This window comes from Paenibacillus nuruki (genome assembly GCF_001721045.1).
GTDB classification, from domain to species: Bacteria; Bacillota; Bacilli; order Paenibacillales; family Paenibacillaceae; genus Saccharibacillus; species Saccharibacillus nuruki.
Window position 1 is genome coordinate 62,362 of record NZ_MDER01000029.1, and the last position, 16,050, is coordinate 78,411.

Below are 16,050 nucleotides of genomic sequence, written 5' to 3' on the forward strand. Positions count from 1 at the left end.
AAATACATCTTACGATCTGTGCAGGCGAATTGATCCTCGTAAGGTCTTTATGACAGGGAGGTCACACGCATGGCACTACAACAAGAAGGTACAGCAGGACAACAGTTAATCTCAGAAGCGAATCGATTTGCAGAAAAGGTCACACAGATGCAATATCGTCAGCAACCTGATTTGATACAACGATTCGGACCGAACGGCAGAATACGAACCAAACAAGATTCTTTATATACCCTTAGTTATTTAGCTGAAAGTGTATTGATGAAGAGTCCAAGTTTGTTTATGAATTATATTTCATGGCTTAAAGTGCTTTTAAATGGATATCGAGTATCCGAACAAGATTTATTAGTGAACTTGAATGCCATCAAAAAAGCGCTTCAAAAAAGTTTTGATCATCCCCATAAGTCCAATGTGATTGACTATTTGGATATGGGTATACAGCATGTTCAAACAACTGAATTGCAATCATCGTATATTGTAGAAACCTCGTTATTAGGAAAAGAAGCTAAGCAATATTTAGATTGCTTACTACGTACAGAACGCAAAGAAGCCTACACGCTGATCGTACACCTTCTTGAAAACGATACTCCTATCAAAGACATATACATTCATATATTCCAGACTGTACAATATGAGATCGGTCGATTATGGCAGACTAGCCAAATCAATATTGCACAAGAACATTTCTGCACAGCTGCGACTCAAAGCATTATTTCACGTCTGTATCCTTATTGGATCAGTGCGGGACAAGAGCGATATCGCCTGGTTGCGGCTTGTGTAGGAGAAGAACAACATGAGATCGGAATTCGCATGTTGGCTGATTTTTTTGAAATGGAAGGCTGGGATACTTACTATCTAGGTGCTAATGTTCCAGATCACAGTCTTTTACAATCGATAGTGCAACATCAAGCGGATATTATCGCTATCTCTGCAACAATGACCTTTCACGTTCATTTAGTGCAAGACTTGATCGAAAAAATTCGCGCTGAAGAATCAACCAGACATGTCAAAATCATTGTCGGCGGATTGCCGTTTAATATTGACAGGGAACTGTGGAAGCGAGTTGGGGCAGATGGTTTTGCACCTGATGCAAATAAAGCTGTTGAAGTAGCGACAAGCTTAGTAGCCCTGAACCAATCAGGCAGCCAGCCCTCGGTAAAAGGTTAAATAGCCTTTAGAAGGGAAGATGAACGCAATGACGAATGCTGAACAAGAAATCACGATTTTGCGTAAAACGATCGAAGATCTTTCCCATAAGATGATCAAAAGCAAATATCAGGAAGAACAAATTCTGTCTGAATTTTCGGCAATGAATAATGAAATGGTTACGTTACAACGTCAACTAGCCAAGACCAATGCTGAATTAAATGCAGCCAAAGAAGAAGCGATTCATGCGAATCAAGCTCGCTCTCGTTTTTTGGCAATTATGACTCATGAGATACGCACACCGATGAATGGAATGATCGGAATGTCAGAAATTTTGATGACTTCTGAATTATCGGATGAGCAAAAACAATCGGTGATGTTGATTCAAGAATCTGCCGAATTACTGCTCAGTATGATTAACAATATGCTTGATCTTTCCAAAATGGAAGCAGGCAAAATGAGACTGCAAGAAGAGCCGATTGATCTACGATTGTTATTGGATCATATTATTCGACTAAGCCAGCCGAAAGCGCAAAAAAATCAAAACATCATTTCTGCTTTTATCGATTATCGAGTAGAAAATGAATTGATCGGTGATGGAGGTAGAATAAGACAAATTTTGCTTAATCTACTGAGTAACGCTAATAAATTTACCAATCAAGGAACCATCGAAGTGAGTATACAACTCAAACACAATAGTGCAAATTCACAGATTCTTCACATTGAAGTTACAGACACCGGAATCGGCATTTCAGAAGAGAATCAAAAAAATATGTTTCAGCCTTATGCACAAGCCGATCAACCTGGAAAAAATAATGTAGAAGGAACAGGGCTGGGGCTCTCCATATGCAAGTCATTTGTAGAGCTGATGGAAGGAACGATTGATTTGAAAAGTGAAGAAAATAAGGGATCAACTTTTTGGTTCGATATTCCGCTCAAAAAAGTTCAAACTTCTTCGGATACTCCAGAATTGATCTCTAATCATTTGGGTGGCCAACAAAGCGAACATCTGAAATTGCCTTCAAGTCTGCATCACAAGCAGACAGATAAATCGATATTGATTGTAGAAGACAATCCGATCAATCGTCAGGTTATTCAATTGCAGTTGAAAAAAATGGGTATGGAACAGGTGCATACGGTAAGTAATGGACAAGAAGCGATATCCAAGTATTTGGGCCATACGTATCATCTGATCTTAATGGATAATCGTATGCCTATTATGGATGGTCTGCAAGCCACTCATAAGATACGTGAGTTGGAAACAGCAGAAATGCGTTCTCCTGTACCTATCATTGCGTTAACAGGAAATACAAGTCAGGAAGATCGTCAGAAATGCTTGGATGCAGGTATGAATGATATTTTGACAAAGCCTGTTAATCTGGAAAGTCTAACGATAATGATGCGTAAATGGCTGCCTGATATTGTTCATGAAAAAGCATTAGATATGAGTGTTATTCAGGAAATATTAGATCTCAATGATGATGGAGATCCAGAAATATTACGGACACTGATTGAAATGTACAAAAGTGAGACACCTAACAAGCTAGAACGATTACAAAAGTTAGTGCTTCGTAAAGATGCAACTGCACTGTCTGAAGCAGCACACGAACTGAAATCAGGTAGCTTGAGTATAGGTATTCAATATATGGCACAATTACTGCATGAGATTGAAAGTCTTGCTAAAGAAAACGACTTGCGAGGTGTTCAGGAGCTTGTACAGTTACTGGGACCTGCTTATGAGAAAGCATGTCGGGAACTAGAGCATCTAATCAAATAAAAATGATAGAACGGAGTCTGCACAAAGCAGGTTCCGTTTTTTGTTTTGATTGGAGGTTTTTCTTTTACATATATGTCTATACAAATAAATTGAATGCTTCCTTTAGAAAGGATAAATAATTGGGTAATGGTATATATACAAATTCGAAATAAGGGGCGATATGGATGTGCGCAGCATTTGATACAGCTAGAGAATCAGAGTCCGATTACCACGAAAAGTTTTACGAAGAAAATAAATTGTTTGAACCGGGTACATGGATGGCAGGGCCTACACCGATTGTAATGGAGTTATTAGAGCGACTGCAAAAATATACATCGGCTCCTAAAGTTCTTGATATGGCTTGTGGGGTGGGTAGACATACGATTCCAGTAGCGCAACAACTCACTCAAGGCGGTATGGTCGTTGGAGTCGATTTGTTAGATTCTGCGATAGATCAATTGAAAAAATATGCAGAAGAATATAAAGTGGCTGATCGAATTGAAGCGGTGACCAGTGATGTGGAAAGTTACGAGATTGCCAAAGAAGAATACGATTATATAATTGCTACCGGATGTTTAGAACATGTATCTTCTGAAGAATCTTTGCAAAAAGTGATTGCGAATATGCAAACAGGTACTCGTACAGGTGGTATTCATCTGATTTCGATGACTTCTTCCGTCCAACAGGTCGATCAACAGACAGGAGAAGCAGAAGAAGGTAATATTGAATTGAATTTGACCACAGAGCAATTGGTAAGTCTATTACATCAATATTATGAAGGTTGGAATATTATCGAGCGCAAAGCGGTAGCACAAGCGATCGAAGAAACGAAAGACAATAAAGAAATCGAACTTCAAGGCAATTGGATCACATTTGCTGCTTGTAAAGAAGATCCACAACCTCACCCTGAAGTGTTAGAACAAGTCGGAAAAGATACAGATCTATAAGGATATGAAATGAAATCGTGTAGCGGTTTGACACATCATGTAAAATAGAGAAGTAGTCAAGCAAACCGTACAGGAGGAATACAGTGTGTTAGAACGGATCGATGGAAGATTAGAACAACCTCAATTACAGGAATTATTATCGTATGCAGTGTTTCCTGATCCTCAAGTGTTGGAAGCAGTGATACACCAATATAGTACACAGGATCATATGCATTTATACGGATACCAAGAAGAAGGCGAATGGATCGGTGTTATTGGTTGCGCAGAAGAAGGCGAAGCACCATACACATTGCGTGTACGTCATTTAGCGATTACACCAGCCGAACGTGGTAAAGGCTATGGACGTGGCATTTTACTAGAATTATTAGAAACAGCAGAGCCTGCTGTTCTATTGGCTGAAGCTGATGATGAAGGTGCAGAATTTTACCGCAATATTGGATTTACTGTTATTGGCAATGGTGAATTGAATGCAGCTTCAGAACGCTATATCTGTCGTTATGATGTTGAAGAGGACGATGAGTAAGTACAGTCGTCAAAGTCGTAATAAGGATCATCATATGATCTTGAACTGAACTAATATCGTTTGATTTATTTCACGCAATAGAAGATTATTGTATCTGAATACACTCTTTTGTCCTTATTAACCTAGATCTTGCCCTATGCAGATCGAAGTTATAGTGGATAAAAGGGTGTATTTTTTGTTTAGATCGAGTCATAAGAGAAAAGGTATAAATAATCGTTATACTAATGCAAATGATTTGTATGTTATAATACATCACAATATTATTTGGAATTTCGTAGAGATGTTAGCGGAATAGGAGGTACTCGTATGCAATTAACGGTTCAAGAAGCGCTCGCAGTGTACCCTCTATCTGAAGCGCGCCTTGTTGCGGGTGCCCGGGGAACATCACGGCTGATGAAGTCAGTGAATGTTATGGACGCGCCAGATATCGCCGACTGGATCAAAAGTGGAGAAATGTTATTTACGACTGCTTTTATTATGAAAGACAGTGAAGAAGAAGCGATCAAGCTGATGCGTAAATTGAATGAGCGTGGTTGTGCAGGTCTAGGGGTCAAGTTAGGACGATTCTGGGAAGTGATTCCACAAGCAATTATTGATGAAGCGGATCGTTTGCAATTCCCACTGCTTGAGCTTCCTTTTCAATTTACCTTTTCAGATCAGATGAATGCTCTTTTTCAAGCGGAACATGAACGGAGTACCAAACTGTTGCAATCGGTTTTACATAAGCAAAAGCGTCTCATGCAGTTTGCGCTTAATCAGGATCAACAGGGAAATGTTTTTGCTGTACTGGAAGATATTTTGAAATATCCGATTGCGATTATTGGCTCCCGCGGACATATTCTCTATAATGGTGGCGAAGGCGGAGACAATGTACTGCAAGGATGGCCGTGGAAAATGTCACCTACCCGTGTGAAATGGAACCTTGGTAGCTGTTACCGTGTACCGATTATGAAGCGTAGTGAGCAATATGGATTTTTGCTTGTTTTCACAGATAGCTCGATGCCCCTGAAAGAAGAAGAGGAGTTATTTCAGCAAGCGGCAGAAGTGTTAGCCTTCCATATGGATACTACTTACCGTGAACATGTGAATCCAGGTGTGCAAGATAAGATGCGTACACTGATTACACAATATCTATCCAAGCGAATGTCTCTGGATGATCTTACCGAGGGTACAGGACGATTAGGTGTTCAGTTATTTACAGGTCCTTATCAATGTGTATTAACGACCCTTGAACCTCAAGCTTTTTCTTCTGAAAAGCGTCTTGCACAGATTCATCAAGAGTTACAATATAATCCGCTCATGCAGTTATTTCCTTCTCAGCATTTTCGGATTGAAGAAGGTATATTGTCGATCTATGCTTGTCCATCCGAGCGTGATTATGGTGAAGAGTTGTCTACGTTTTTGATGAATCGGTTTGAAGATATGGAATCACTTAGTCATGATGGAGGTAGTCCGCGCTTTTGGATCAGTAAGATTAAGACGGAACCCAGTTCATTACGTGAAGCGTATCAGGAAACATTGGAGACACGTAAGTTAGCGAAGCGATTTGGAATGACGCATATTGCTTTACAATTTCAGACATTGGAATTTGCGTATGTATTTCAACATGTACCGGAGAATATTATGGAGACGTATTGTCATAAGATACTGGAACCGTTACTGATCAAAGATAGCGATCCCAATCAGGTACTTATGAATACCCTTGAAGCTTTTGTTGAAAATGATGGATTGATTAATGAAGCGGCTAAGCAGTTGTATGTGCATCGCAATACGGTAACGTATCGAATGGATAAGATTGGTGGACTATTGCAGATGGATTTCAAAAAAACAAACGATCTACTCAAGCTTAAAATGGTATTTACGTTCCGCAAATTTTTGAAAGATAAACAGCAGTCTTAGTCGATAGCAGATTAGAGTAGTATTGGATAAAAGTTGCCGGTTTCTTTGGATGGCTATTTGGTTGCTATACGTAAAGAATAGACTTTTCTGTTTGCTGATTATATCTAGGTTTGCTCATTATATGTAGATGAACCCTTGCCTTCTGGTAAGGGTTTTTTGTATTATTCACAAAACACCACTTTAATGTTATGTTATATAACAAATTTATAGTCATTTAGTTGATATGTTCAATAACCTTACGTAAAATGATAAAAAAGAACGAATGAAAAGAGGAATAACAATGGAAATGACACAGAAACCATGGCAGTTATGGTCAAAAGAAGAATTTTTACAGCAATTTGGCGGATTATATGAACATTCTGCTTGGATTACAGAGCAAGCATGGGAGCATCAACCGTTCAATAATTTACAAGACATGTTAAATACCATGAAAAATATAGTGGCTGAATCCAGTCAAGAAACACAGTTAACGTTATTAAGACAGCATCCAGATCTGGGAACCAAAATAGAAATGAGTGAACACTCACAATCGGAACAAGCAGGAGCGGGATTGACTGGACTATCAGCAGAACAATTTGAACAGCTAGCTGAACTCAATCGCAATTATACCGAGCAATATCAATTCCCATTTATTCTAGCTGTCAAAGGAAAAAGTACAGATCAAATTCTAGAATCCATGCGTCAACGAACCGGTAGATCAGCTACAGAAGAATTTCAAACTGCTCTTGGACAAGTACATACGATAGCAGGATTAAGACTTCAAATGTGGGCAGAGGAGCGTAATCTATACAGAAAGCAGGTGGAGTGAGTGAGCGGTAAAATAACAACGCATGTATTAAATTTGTCACAAGGTATACCCGCACAAGGGGTCAAAGTCGAACTTTATGATAGTGCAAAGCAAACATTATTGGCTACCGCAATCACCAATGCAGACGGACGTGTCGATCAACCATTGTTATCAGGGGAAGATATACAAGCAGGAGTGTACGAATTGATTTTTTATGTAGGCGATTATCATCGAGATATCGGTACAAGCACAGAAGAAACATTACTGTGGGAACAGGTTCCTTTACGTTTCCATATTGTAGATACCGAGCAAAATTATCATATTCCATTATTGGTCGCTCCCGGTGGATATAGTACATATCGCGGAAGTTGATCTATTTGAAATAAGCTGGATAGCAGAGAGATACATGATGTTAGCCCATGGGAAGTGAAAAGGAGTGTAGAGCATGCAACCAGAACTGGATTTGATTATTGCTGGAGGAACAGTCGTATTATCAGATCGTGTAGCAAAGCTAGATATTGGTATTCGAAATGGAACTATACAATCGCTCACTCCTCCTATGACATATGGAAATGAGATTACTGTTATCCAAGCAGAAGGATTGCATATTTTACCAGGCACTATTGATATTCATGTTCATTTTAATGAGCCTGGATTAGGTAGCTGGGAAGGATTCCAGACAGGTTCGGCTGCTCTTGCCGCAGGTGGAATGACAACTTATGTCGATATGCCACTGAATGGAGTACCTCCAACTGTAAATGCAGAACATCTTGCCACCAAAAAGACAGCGGCAGAACATCATTCTTATGTTGATTATGCGCTCTGGGGTGGTCTGGTCGAAGGCAATGCAGCGCAACTAGCAGAGTTATCTGTAGGCGGTGTAGTCGGGTTCAAAGCATTTATGTCAGAACCGGGCGGCGAAGGCGAAGAGATTTTCACAAGAGCAGATGATGATACGTTATTAGCAGGGATGAAAGAAATCGCACGCTTAGGTCATGTGCTTGCATTACATGCAGAAGATGAATCGACGGTATCTACACTTGCACATCAAGCGATAGCCCAAGGGAAAACAGGGGTTAGAGATTATCTGGATTCCAGACCGATTGTTGCGGAAGTCATCGCTGTAAAACGTGCGCTAGATTATAGCCGTCAGACAGGTTGTGCTTTGCATTTTGTGCATATCAGTAGTCGTGAAGCTGTTGATATCATTACAGCCGCTAAGCAAGAAGGGCTGAATGTGACGGTAGAGACGTGCCCTCACTATTTAGTGTTAACAGATCAAGATATGGAGAATAAAGGTGTACTTGCGAAGTGTGCTCCACCTTTACGGAGTGCTGAAGAACAATCTGCTCTCTGGGATGCTGTATCTCTGGGACTAATTGATATTATTGCTTCTGATCATTCGCCTTGTCCTCCAGAAATGAAGCAATCCACTAATTTTTTTGAAGCATGGGGCGGTATCTCGGGAGCACAAAGCACATTGTTATTAATGTTAGAAGAAGGATATCACCAGCGACAGATTCCTTTGCCAGCGATAACGAATATGTTGTCGAAGAATCCGGCACAACGATTGGGCTTGGCACAGTCTAAAGGTCAGATTGAAATAGGTTTAGATGCTGATCTGGTGCTTGTTGATCTGAATCAACCGGATACGTTAGACAAAGAGGATCTTTATGATAAGCATCGTCAAAGCCCGTATATCGGATATTCTTTTTCTTCGACAGTGCAAAAAACCATTGTACGCGGACATATTGTTTATGACCAATCTTCAGGATTAACAGATACATGTGTAGGGCAGTTTATCGCTTATCAGACAGGAGGAGTGATTCATGGCTAAGCAAGCAGCGCCTATGATCGAAAATTACAGTGCAAAGTTACACGATATGTTAGAGTGGCTGGCTCAATTCGGAGCTGACGAGCAAGGCGGAGTCACACGTTTACTTTATACTCCTGCATGGTTAGAAGCACAACAGTCTTTATTTACTTATATGGAAGCACAAGGATTAGAACCCTTTTACGATCAAGTCGGAAATCTAAGCGGTCGATTAGTAGGACAACAAGCTGAACAATTACCGATTGTAACGGGTTCCCATATCGATACGGTTGTTTTTGGAGGCAAATATGATGGTGCACTTGGCGTTGTAGCCGGTGTGCTGGCACTGTCTTATTTAAAAGAAACATATGGACAGCCTTTACGAACGATTGAAGTCATATCACTGGCAGAAGAAGAAGGTAGCCGATTTCCTTTAACCTATTGGGGTTCAGGTAATATAACAGGATCTTATCAAGCGGATCAAGTTCCTATGGTGCAAGATCGAGAAGGGATCAGTCTCGAACAAGCGATGAAACAAGCCGGATTTGGAACTGATTCGAACTATCCAACGTGTAAACGAGAATTTGCTGCTTATATCGAACTTCATATTGAACAAGGATTTGTACTGGAGCGGACAGACCATCAGATCGGTGTGGTGACAGGTATTGTAGGACAACGTCGGATCGAAGTGAAGGTACTCGGTGAGAGCAATCATGCAGGAACAACACCCATGCAGTGGCGTAGAGATACTTTGGCAGGAGCAGCATTAATGATTAGTCATGTGAAACGTTCGGCACTGGAGTGGGGTGATCCTCTGGTAGCTACAGTAGGTAGTCTACATGTTTCACCAAATGTACCAAATGTGATTGCAGGCGAGACTACATTTACATTGGATATTCGTCATCTGGATCATCGTATATTGAATGATTATACAGATGCTTTATATGAAGAGATTTCCGCGATTGCTCAGCAAGAAGGATTAACACTATCGTGGAAAGAACATCTACGTGCTGAACCTGTGCCGATGCATCAAGCGATGATTGATGATTTGCAACATGTATGTGATCAAGCAGGCATATCATCGATGTTACTTCCGAGTGGGGCAGGGCATGATGCTCAGATTTTCGGCGTGGAATGTCCTTCTGCTATGATTTTTGTACCTAGTCGGGAAGGAATTAGTCATAATCCATTGGAATATACAGCCGAAGCTGATATCGTACAGGGCTTCAAAGTGCTAACCGAATTGCTATATCAATATGCTTATCGAGGTGAAGACCATGAAGCGTTATAAAGATTTATCTCCGCCCCCGCGCACCATTATGACACCCGGTCCTGTTGAAGTCGATCCGCGTGTATTGCGAGCAATGTCTATGCCTATTTTGGGACAATTTGACCCGGCTTTTACCGATATCATGAATGAGACAATGGAAATGTTACGTGAATTATATATAACGGATAATCAGTGGGCTTTTCCTGTAGATGGTACTTCACGCTCAGGTCTCGAAGCCATTATGGTTAGTTTGATTGAACCGGGTGATAAAGTATTGGTTCCGATCTATGGACGGTTTGGTCATTTATTAACGGAAATTGCTGAGCGTTGCGGTGCAGACGTTGTGACGATTGAGACCGAATGGGGAACGGTATTTGATCCTCAAACCGTACAGCAAGCTATTCTACAACATCGTCCTACAATTGTAGCGATGGTCCATGGGGAAACGTCTACAGGATGTATGCAACCTTTAGCAGAGATCGGTCACTTTTGCCGTGAGCATGATGTGTTATTTATTGTCGATGCGGTTGCAACCATCGGAGGTGTTCCTTTTTATACCGATGAATGGAAAGTGGATGCGGTTATGGGAGGAACACAGAAGTGTCTGTCTGTCCCTTCAGGTATGGCACCGATTACGTACAATGATCGAGTAGAACGTAAGATTCAGAATCGTAAAAGTATTGAGCGTGGACTTCGTCCTGTAGGCGATATTCCTTCAGCCGTCCTATCCGGTCATCATCGTATTGCTAGCAATTACTTTGACCTTGCTCAACTGCAAGATTATTGGAGTCCTAAGCGACTTAATCATCATACTGAAGCGACTTCGATGTTGTACGGATTACGTGAAGGATTACGCATTTTATTAGAAGAAGGGCTTGAAGCACGTTTTGCACGTCATGCGGAAAATGGAGCTGCGATCGTAGCCGGTATTCGTGGTATGGGCTTAGAATTATTCGGTGATGATGCCGCACGATTGCCTGTAGTAACATGTATTTACATTCCAGCAGGTGTAGACGGAGAAAGTGTACGTTCGATGTTATTGCATGATTTTGGGATTGAGATCGCCAGTTCATTTGGCCCATTACAAGGTAAAATCTGGCGGATTGGGAGTATGGGATATAGCAGTAGTCGCAAAAATGTACTCCACGTCTTGGGCGCTTTAGAAGCAGTATTGATTCATCATGGTGTATCATTGCCAGCAGGACAAGGAGTGCAAGCGGCGCTTCGTGTCTATGCCGGTCAGAAAGAGGTGACGTACCAGTGAACATTATGCCCCAATCGCGTAGAGGAATGGTTGCAGCACCGCATTATTTAGCAAGTCAGACAGGCGCTTTTATTTTGCAGTCCGGTGGTAATGCATTCGATGCTGCGGTTGCGGTAAGTGCTGTACTGGGTGTCGTTTACCCACATATGACAGGACCTGGTGGAGATGCTTTTTTTCTGATTCATGATGGGCGTACAGGCAAGATTGAAGGGTATAATGGAAGTGGGCGTTCCGCCTCCAAAGCAACTCCTGAATGGTACACCAAGCAAGGGTATACTTCTATTCCAAGCCGTGGTCCTTTGGCTGCTGTAACGGTACCGGGTATGGTGGATGCTTGGGAGAATGTCTGGAAAAAGTATGGGCGATTATCGTGGGCTGAAATTATGGCTCCTGCGGTACGTTATGCCGAAGAAGGCTTTCCTGCTTCGCCTAGTCTAGCACGCTGGATTATACGTGATCTGGAATGGATACAACAAGATTCTCATCTTCAATCCGTATTTTGCCCTCAGGGTATTCCACTTGTAGAAGGCGATATTGTTGTTCAGCATAAGCTTGCTCAGACGCTTCGATTGATTAGTGAGCAAGGAAGTGAATGCTTTTATCGTGGCAGTATCGGACAGATGATCGGGGAAGCGACAGAACGAGATGGTAGTGTGCTCACAACTGCTGATCTAGCAGCCCATCAAGGCGAATGGGTAGAACCTGTTTCGACCACTTATCGAGGGCATGAAGTCTATCAAATGCCACCGAACACACAGGGATTTTCGGTATTGATGATGCTCAACATTTTGGAAAATGTAGAACTATCGTCGATCGCTCGTTTTTCGCCTGAATTTTATCATCTTGTAGTTGAGACCGTCAAAAAAGCTTTTCAAGATCGTGATCGTTATTTGACTGATCCTGCGTTCAGAGAGATTCCGTTAGAGCAATTACTTTCCAAAGACTATGCCCGCAAATTATGGTATGACATGCAGTATCGTCCGCAAGCGTCTCCGCATCTGTCTCCAGCGATGGGTCAAGATACAGCCTATGCGGCTGTCACAGATGATGAAGGCAATACCGTTTCGTTTATTCAAAGTCTTTATTTTGATTTTGGATCGGCTTATGTACCGGGAGATAGTGGAGTCATTTTACAAAATCGTGGATCATTCTTTTCACTGGATGATCGTGCGCCTAATGTCTTGGAGCCACGTAAACGAACGTTCCATACGTTAATGCCCGGGATGGTTACCAAAAATGGGAAGCCTTATCTGCTGTTAGGTACACAAGGTGGAGAAGGGCAACCACAGACACAGTTGTCTATTTTGACCGGGGTGATTGATTATCAGCTTAATATCCAACAAGCGATTGGATTACCTCGCTGGCTCTATGGACGAACATGGGGCGATATGAGCGATACGTTGAAGATCGAAAGTCGTTCGTACGAAGATATTTATTCACGTTTAGAAGCATACGGTCATATCGTTGAACCGATCCGTGATTATGATGCGGTAATGGGCGAAGCACAGGGGATTATGATTAGTGAACAAGGCGTATTTAGCGGTGCGGCTGACCCTCGTAGTGATGGGATCGCGATCGGCATATAACGTGGTATAGAGACAGAGAGGGGTAAGCAGCATGGGAAGCATCATGATAAGACAAGCACAGATGGTCACAATGAATGCCAGCGAAGAAGTATTTATCGGAGATTTACTCATCGAAAATAATAAAATTGTCAAAATGGCTCCTCATTTGGACGATCATGCGGATCAAGAAATAGATGGACGAGGCAAAACATTGCTTCCCGGATTTATTCAGACTCATATTCATTTGTGTCAGACATTGTTCCGTGGACGAGCGGATGATATGGAGCTAATGGACTGGTTACGTAAGCGTATCTGGCCACTAGAAGCGGCTCATGATGAAGAATCCATTTTCTATTCGGCTTTGCTTGGTATTGGAGAACTTATTTCCAGTGGAACGACTACCATTTGTGATATGGAAACCGTCCATCATACCGATTCGGCTTTTCAAGCGATGGCGCAGAGTGGACTACGTGTGATCTCGGGCAAAGTGATGATGGATCATGGAACCGATGTACCTGAACCTTTACAAGAAGATACCGATGAATCTCTACAAAAAAGTGTAGATTTACTGGAAAAATGGAATGGATTCGGCGGTGGACGTATTCAATATGCATTTTGTCCACGATTCGTTGTTTCTTGTACTGAACGATTGTTGACCGAAGTTCGTGATCTTTCAGCACAATATCATGTTAAAGTGCATACCCATGCTTCTGAAAATCGTGGCGAAATTTCACTGGTTGAACAAGAGCGAGGCATGCGCAATATTGTCTATCTCGATCATATCGGTCTAGCGAATCCACGTCTCATTCTGGCACACTGTGTCTGGCTAAGCGAAGAAGAAAAGCAGATTTTGTACAAGCGTGGGGTTAAAGTAACGCATTGTCCGGGTTCTAATCTGAAGTTGTCTTCAGGAATTGCCGAGATTCCAGACTTAATGAATCGTCATATTCATGTCGGTCTTGGCGCTGATGGAGCACCTTGTAACAACAATCTAGATATGTTCCAAGAAATGCGACTGGCGGCTTTGATCCAAAAGGTTCCTCATGGACCTACAGTGATGGATGCTAGAACGGTGCTACGTATGGCAACGATGGGTGGCGCAGAAGTACTCGGTATGGCCAAAGAAATCGGTAGTCTCGAAGTCGGCAAAAAAGCAGATATGGTACTACTGGATCTGGAAGATTATCATACATTTCCTTCATATGATGTGGATGTCTATTCCAGAGTGGTCTATTCTGCGACACGTAGCAATGTAGATACTGTGATTATCGATGGTAGCATAGTATTAGCGAATCGCCGTGTCAAAACAATTGATCGCAGTATTGTATTACGTGAGTCTGATCGTTCGATTAAACGTTTAATGACACGGATTTAAAAATTCATATTTACATTCAAAGGAGATGGAGACTCATGGATATGAAAGACCTGTGCACAATTGCATTATCGCAACATCAACAACACATGCGTACAGTTCTGGCTACTGTTGTCCATGTAGAAGGACATGCGTACCGCAAAGAAGGAGTCTCCATGATTCTGACGGCTGATGGACAGCAATTTGGAAGTATTAGCCCGGGTTGCTTAGAAAGTGACCTTGTAGCTCGCGTCGATGCTGTCTGGAACAGCTCACAAGTCTACGTCGTGGAATATGATATGCGACCAGCAGATGATCTATCCTGGGGCGAAAATATCGGCTGTGGCGGATTATTGAATATTTTGTTAGAGCCAGTCAGAGGTTCCTTTTTGAATGTGATCACTGAATTGCATACCCGCTTAAATCAAGGTGAAAATGTCTTATTAACTCGTTCTTTTCAAAACAATGGCGACCAGATTGATTACCAGTTATCTCATCAACCGTTGATGCTTGCTCATAATGCAGATTTGAGTACAGTACAAGTTCCTTCTTCGGAAAAAGAGCAGTATACATTCGTACGCACGTATCGACCTAAGCCACGTCTAATTCTGATCGGTGCTGGAGATGACAGTAAACTTGTTCATTCTTTGGCACAGGTAGCTGGATTTGATGTAGTGATTGGAGACTGGCGTGAAGGATTATGTACAAATGAACGTTTTCCCGGAGCGACCTGTGTTGTCGGATTTCCACAATCATTGTATGAACAGATCCAGCCAGGTGAACAAGATTATGTGATATTAATGAGTCATAATTTCCCACGTGAACGAGAATGGATTGAGTTAATGATAGACCAAGATTGTGCTTATCTAGGAATCATGGGTTCCAAAGAGCGGACACGTCGTCTACTGGATCAATTACCTGCTTATGCTAATATCCATTCGCCTGTGGGCTTATCGATTGGAGCAGACGGCCCTGATGAAATAGCGATCAGTATTGTAGCCGAGTTGATTGCTGTCAAACGCGGGCGTGTGCTTGTACCGAGAAAGGAAGTTACGAATGAACATTACCGCATTAGTGCTTACGGCGGGTAAAAGCAGTCGTATGGGCAAAGACAAATTAAGTCTACCGTTAGAATCTATACCCTCTAATCAAAATGCAACGCCTTTCATGACGATTGGGGGGAAAGTACTGTCTACTGTGCTCCATACCGAGCAGATTCAGCAGGTTATCACTGTCACAGCACCTTATTCTTCATCACAATGGCAACAGGAGATTCAAGATTGGATACAGCAATACCCTTCTAAAATGCAAAATGTGGTATGTGAACAAGCACATTTAGGAATGTCGTATTCGATTCGTTGTGGAATGAAGCAAGTACGGTTATCTTCAGCAGATGCCGTACTTATTTTACTTGGTGATCAACCTTTAATTACATCGACTATGTTGACTGAACTAATGACTATTTATCAGCATCAGCCGGATGTAGATTTTATTGCTTGTGCCGATCATGAAGGAATAAAGCCTCCTGTTATTTTTCCTGAACATATGTGGATGTATCTAGAAGAACTGGAAGGTGATCAAGGCGCTCGTAAGTTACTAACAAATCCTTATTTTTATAGCAATATCGTGAGATATCCCGACCATTTCTTCTGGGATGCAGATACACCTGAAGCATGGCTACAGATCCAACAGCATCTAGCTCAATATTAATATTTTCATTTAATGTTATATT

14 protein-coding genes are annotated in these 16,050 nt (G+C 41.7%); all 14 read left to right on the forward strand.

Annotation, left to right across the window (positions count from 1 at the left end):
* The first annotated feature begins 69 nt into the window (after nucleotides 1–69).
* On the forward strand, nucleotides 70–1,164 hold the full coding sequence (locus PTI45_RS04505; RefSeq protein WP_069326346.1) for a cobalamin B12-binding domain-containing protein: 1,095 nt from the start codon (nucleotides 70–72) through the stop codon (nucleotides 1,162–1,164).
* Between the two features lie 28 nt (nucleotides 1,165–1,192).
* Nucleotides 1,193–2,920, forward strand: coding sequence for an ATP-binding protein (locus PTI45_RS04510; RefSeq protein WP_069326347.1), 1,728 nt, complete (start codon nucleotides 1,193–1,195; stop codon nucleotides 2,918–2,920).
* Between the two features lie 164 nt (nucleotides 2,921–3,084).
* Entirely contained in the window at nucleotides 3,085–3,846 is a 762-nt protein-coding gene (locus tag PTI45_RS04515; RefSeq protein ID WP_069326348.1) for a class I SAM-dependent methyltransferase, read from the forward strand.
* 85 nt (nucleotides 3,847–3,931) lie between these two features.
* On the forward strand, nucleotides 3,932–4,369 hold the full coding sequence (locus tag PTI45_RS04520) for a GNAT family N-acetyltransferase (protein WP_069326349.1): 438 nt from the start codon (nucleotides 3,932–3,934) through the stop codon (nucleotides 4,367–4,369).
* Between the two features lie 306 nt (nucleotides 4,370–4,675).
* A complete protein-coding gene (locus PTI45_RS04525) occupies nucleotides 4,676–6,268 on the forward strand; it encodes a PucR family transcriptional regulator (RefSeq protein WP_069326350.1) in 1,593 nt (530 codons plus the stop codon).
* 280 nt (nucleotides 6,269–6,548) lie between these two features.
* On the forward strand, nucleotides 6,549–7,076 hold the full coding sequence (gene uraD / locus PTI45_RS04530) for a 2-oxo-4-hydroxy-4-carboxy-5-ureidoimidazoline decarboxylase (protein WP_175425118.1): 528 nt from the start codon (nucleotides 6,549–6,551) through the stop codon (nucleotides 7,074–7,076).
* Nucleotides 7,077–7,427: a hydroxyisourate hydrolase gene (uraH, locus tag PTI45_RS04535; RefSeq protein ID WP_069326351.1), complete on the forward strand. Its 351-nt coding sequence runs from the start codon at nucleotides 7,077–7,079 to the stop codon at nucleotides 7,425–7,427.
* A gap of 73 nt (nucleotides 7,428–7,500) precedes the next feature.
* Complete coding sequence (locus PTI45_RS04540; protein ID WP_069326352.1) at nucleotides 7,501–8,892, forward strand: allantoinase; 1,392 nt, start codon at nucleotides 7,501–7,503, stop codon at nucleotides 8,890–8,892.
* Nucleotides 8,885–10,159, forward strand: coding sequence for an allantoate deiminase (gene allC, locus PTI45_RS04545; protein WP_069326353.1), 1,275 nt, complete (start codon nucleotides 8,885–8,887; stop codon nucleotides 10,157–10,159). The genes PTI45_RS04540 and allC overlap by 8 nt, the downstream gene beginning before the upstream one ends.
* On the forward strand, nucleotides 10,146–11,402 hold the full coding sequence (locus PTI45_RS04550; protein WP_069326354.1) for a pyridoxal-phosphate-dependent aminotransferase family protein: 1,257 nt from the start codon (nucleotides 10,146–10,148) through the stop codon (nucleotides 11,400–11,402). The genes allC and PTI45_RS04550 overlap by 14 nt, the downstream gene beginning before the upstream one ends.
* 5 nt (nucleotides 11,403–11,407) lie before the next feature.
* Entirely contained in the window at nucleotides 11,408–12,988 is a 1,581-nt protein-coding gene (gene ggt / locus PTI45_RS04555; RefSeq protein ID WP_069326369.1) for a gamma-glutamyltransferase, read from the forward strand.
* A 31-nt stretch (nucleotides 12,989–13,019) separates the two neighbouring features.
* Nucleotides 13,020–14,342 (forward strand): 5'-deoxyadenosine deaminase, encoded by a 1,323-nt coding sequence (locus tag PTI45_RS04560; RefSeq protein WP_069326355.1) that lies wholly within the window; start codon nucleotides 13,020–13,022, stop codon nucleotides 14,340–14,342.
* 35 nt (nucleotides 14,343–14,377) lie between these two features.
* Nucleotides 14,378–15,409, forward strand: coding sequence for an XdhC family protein (locus PTI45_RS04565; protein ID WP_069326356.1), 1,032 nt, complete (start codon nucleotides 14,378–14,380; stop codon nucleotides 15,407–15,409).
* Nucleotides 15,375–16,028, forward strand: a complete 654-nt coding sequence (locus PTI45_RS04570; RefSeq protein ID WP_069326357.1) for a nucleotidyltransferase family protein — start codon at nucleotides 15,375–15,377, stop codon at nucleotides 16,026–16,028. The genes PTI45_RS04565 and PTI45_RS04570 overlap by 35 nt, the downstream gene beginning before the upstream one ends.
* The last annotated feature ends 22 nt before the right edge of the window (nucleotides 16,029–16,050 follow it).

Excerpts from the sequence above, each read along its gene's own strand:
- allC (WP_069326353.1), top strand. The coding sequence starts at position 8,885 with ATGGCTAAGCAAGCAGCGCCTATGATCGAAAATTACAGTGCAAAGTTA.
- PTI45_RS04505 (WP_069326346.1), top strand. The coding sequence starts at position 70 with ATGGCACTACAACAAGAAGGTACAGCAGGACAACAGTTAATCTCAGAA.
- PTI45_RS04510 (WP_069326347.1), top strand. The coding sequence starts at position 1,193 with ATGACGAATGCTGAACAAGAAATCACGATTTTGCGTAAAACGATCGAA.
- PTI45_RS04525 (WP_069326350.1), top strand. The coding sequence starts at position 4,676 with ATGCAATTAACGGTTCAAGAAGCGCTCGCAGTGTACCCTCTATCTGAA.
- PTI45_RS04550 (WP_069326354.1), top strand. The coding sequence starts at position 10,146 with ATGAAGCGTTATAAAGATTTATCTCCGCCCCCGCGCACCATTATGACA.
- PTI45_RS04570 (WP_069326357.1), top strand. The coding sequence starts at position 15,375 with ATGAACATTACCGCATTAGTGCTTACGGCGGGTAAAAGCAGTCGTATG.
- PTI45_RS04560 (WP_069326355.1), top strand. The coding sequence starts at position 13,020 with ATGGGAAGCATCATGATAAGACAAGCACAGATGGTCACAATGAATGCC.
- uraD (WP_175425118.1), top strand. The coding sequence starts at position 6,549 with ATGGAAATGACACAGAAACCATGGCAGTTATGGTCAAAAGAAGAATTT.
- PTI45_RS04515 (WP_069326348.1), top strand. The coding sequence starts at position 3,085 with ATGTGCGCAGCATTTGATACAGCTAGAGAATCAGAGTCCGATTACCAC.
- ggt (WP_069326369.1), top strand. The coding sequence starts at position 11,408 with ATGCCCCAATCGCGTAGAGGAATGGTTGCAGCACCGCATTATTTAGCA.
- PTI45_RS04565 (WP_069326356.1), top strand. The coding sequence starts at position 14,378 with ATGGATATGAAAGACCTGTGCACAATTGCATTATCGCAACATCAACAA.
- PTI45_RS04540 (WP_069326352.1), top strand. The coding sequence starts at position 7,501 with ATGCAACCAGAACTGGATTTGATTATTGCTGGAGGAACAGTCGTATTA.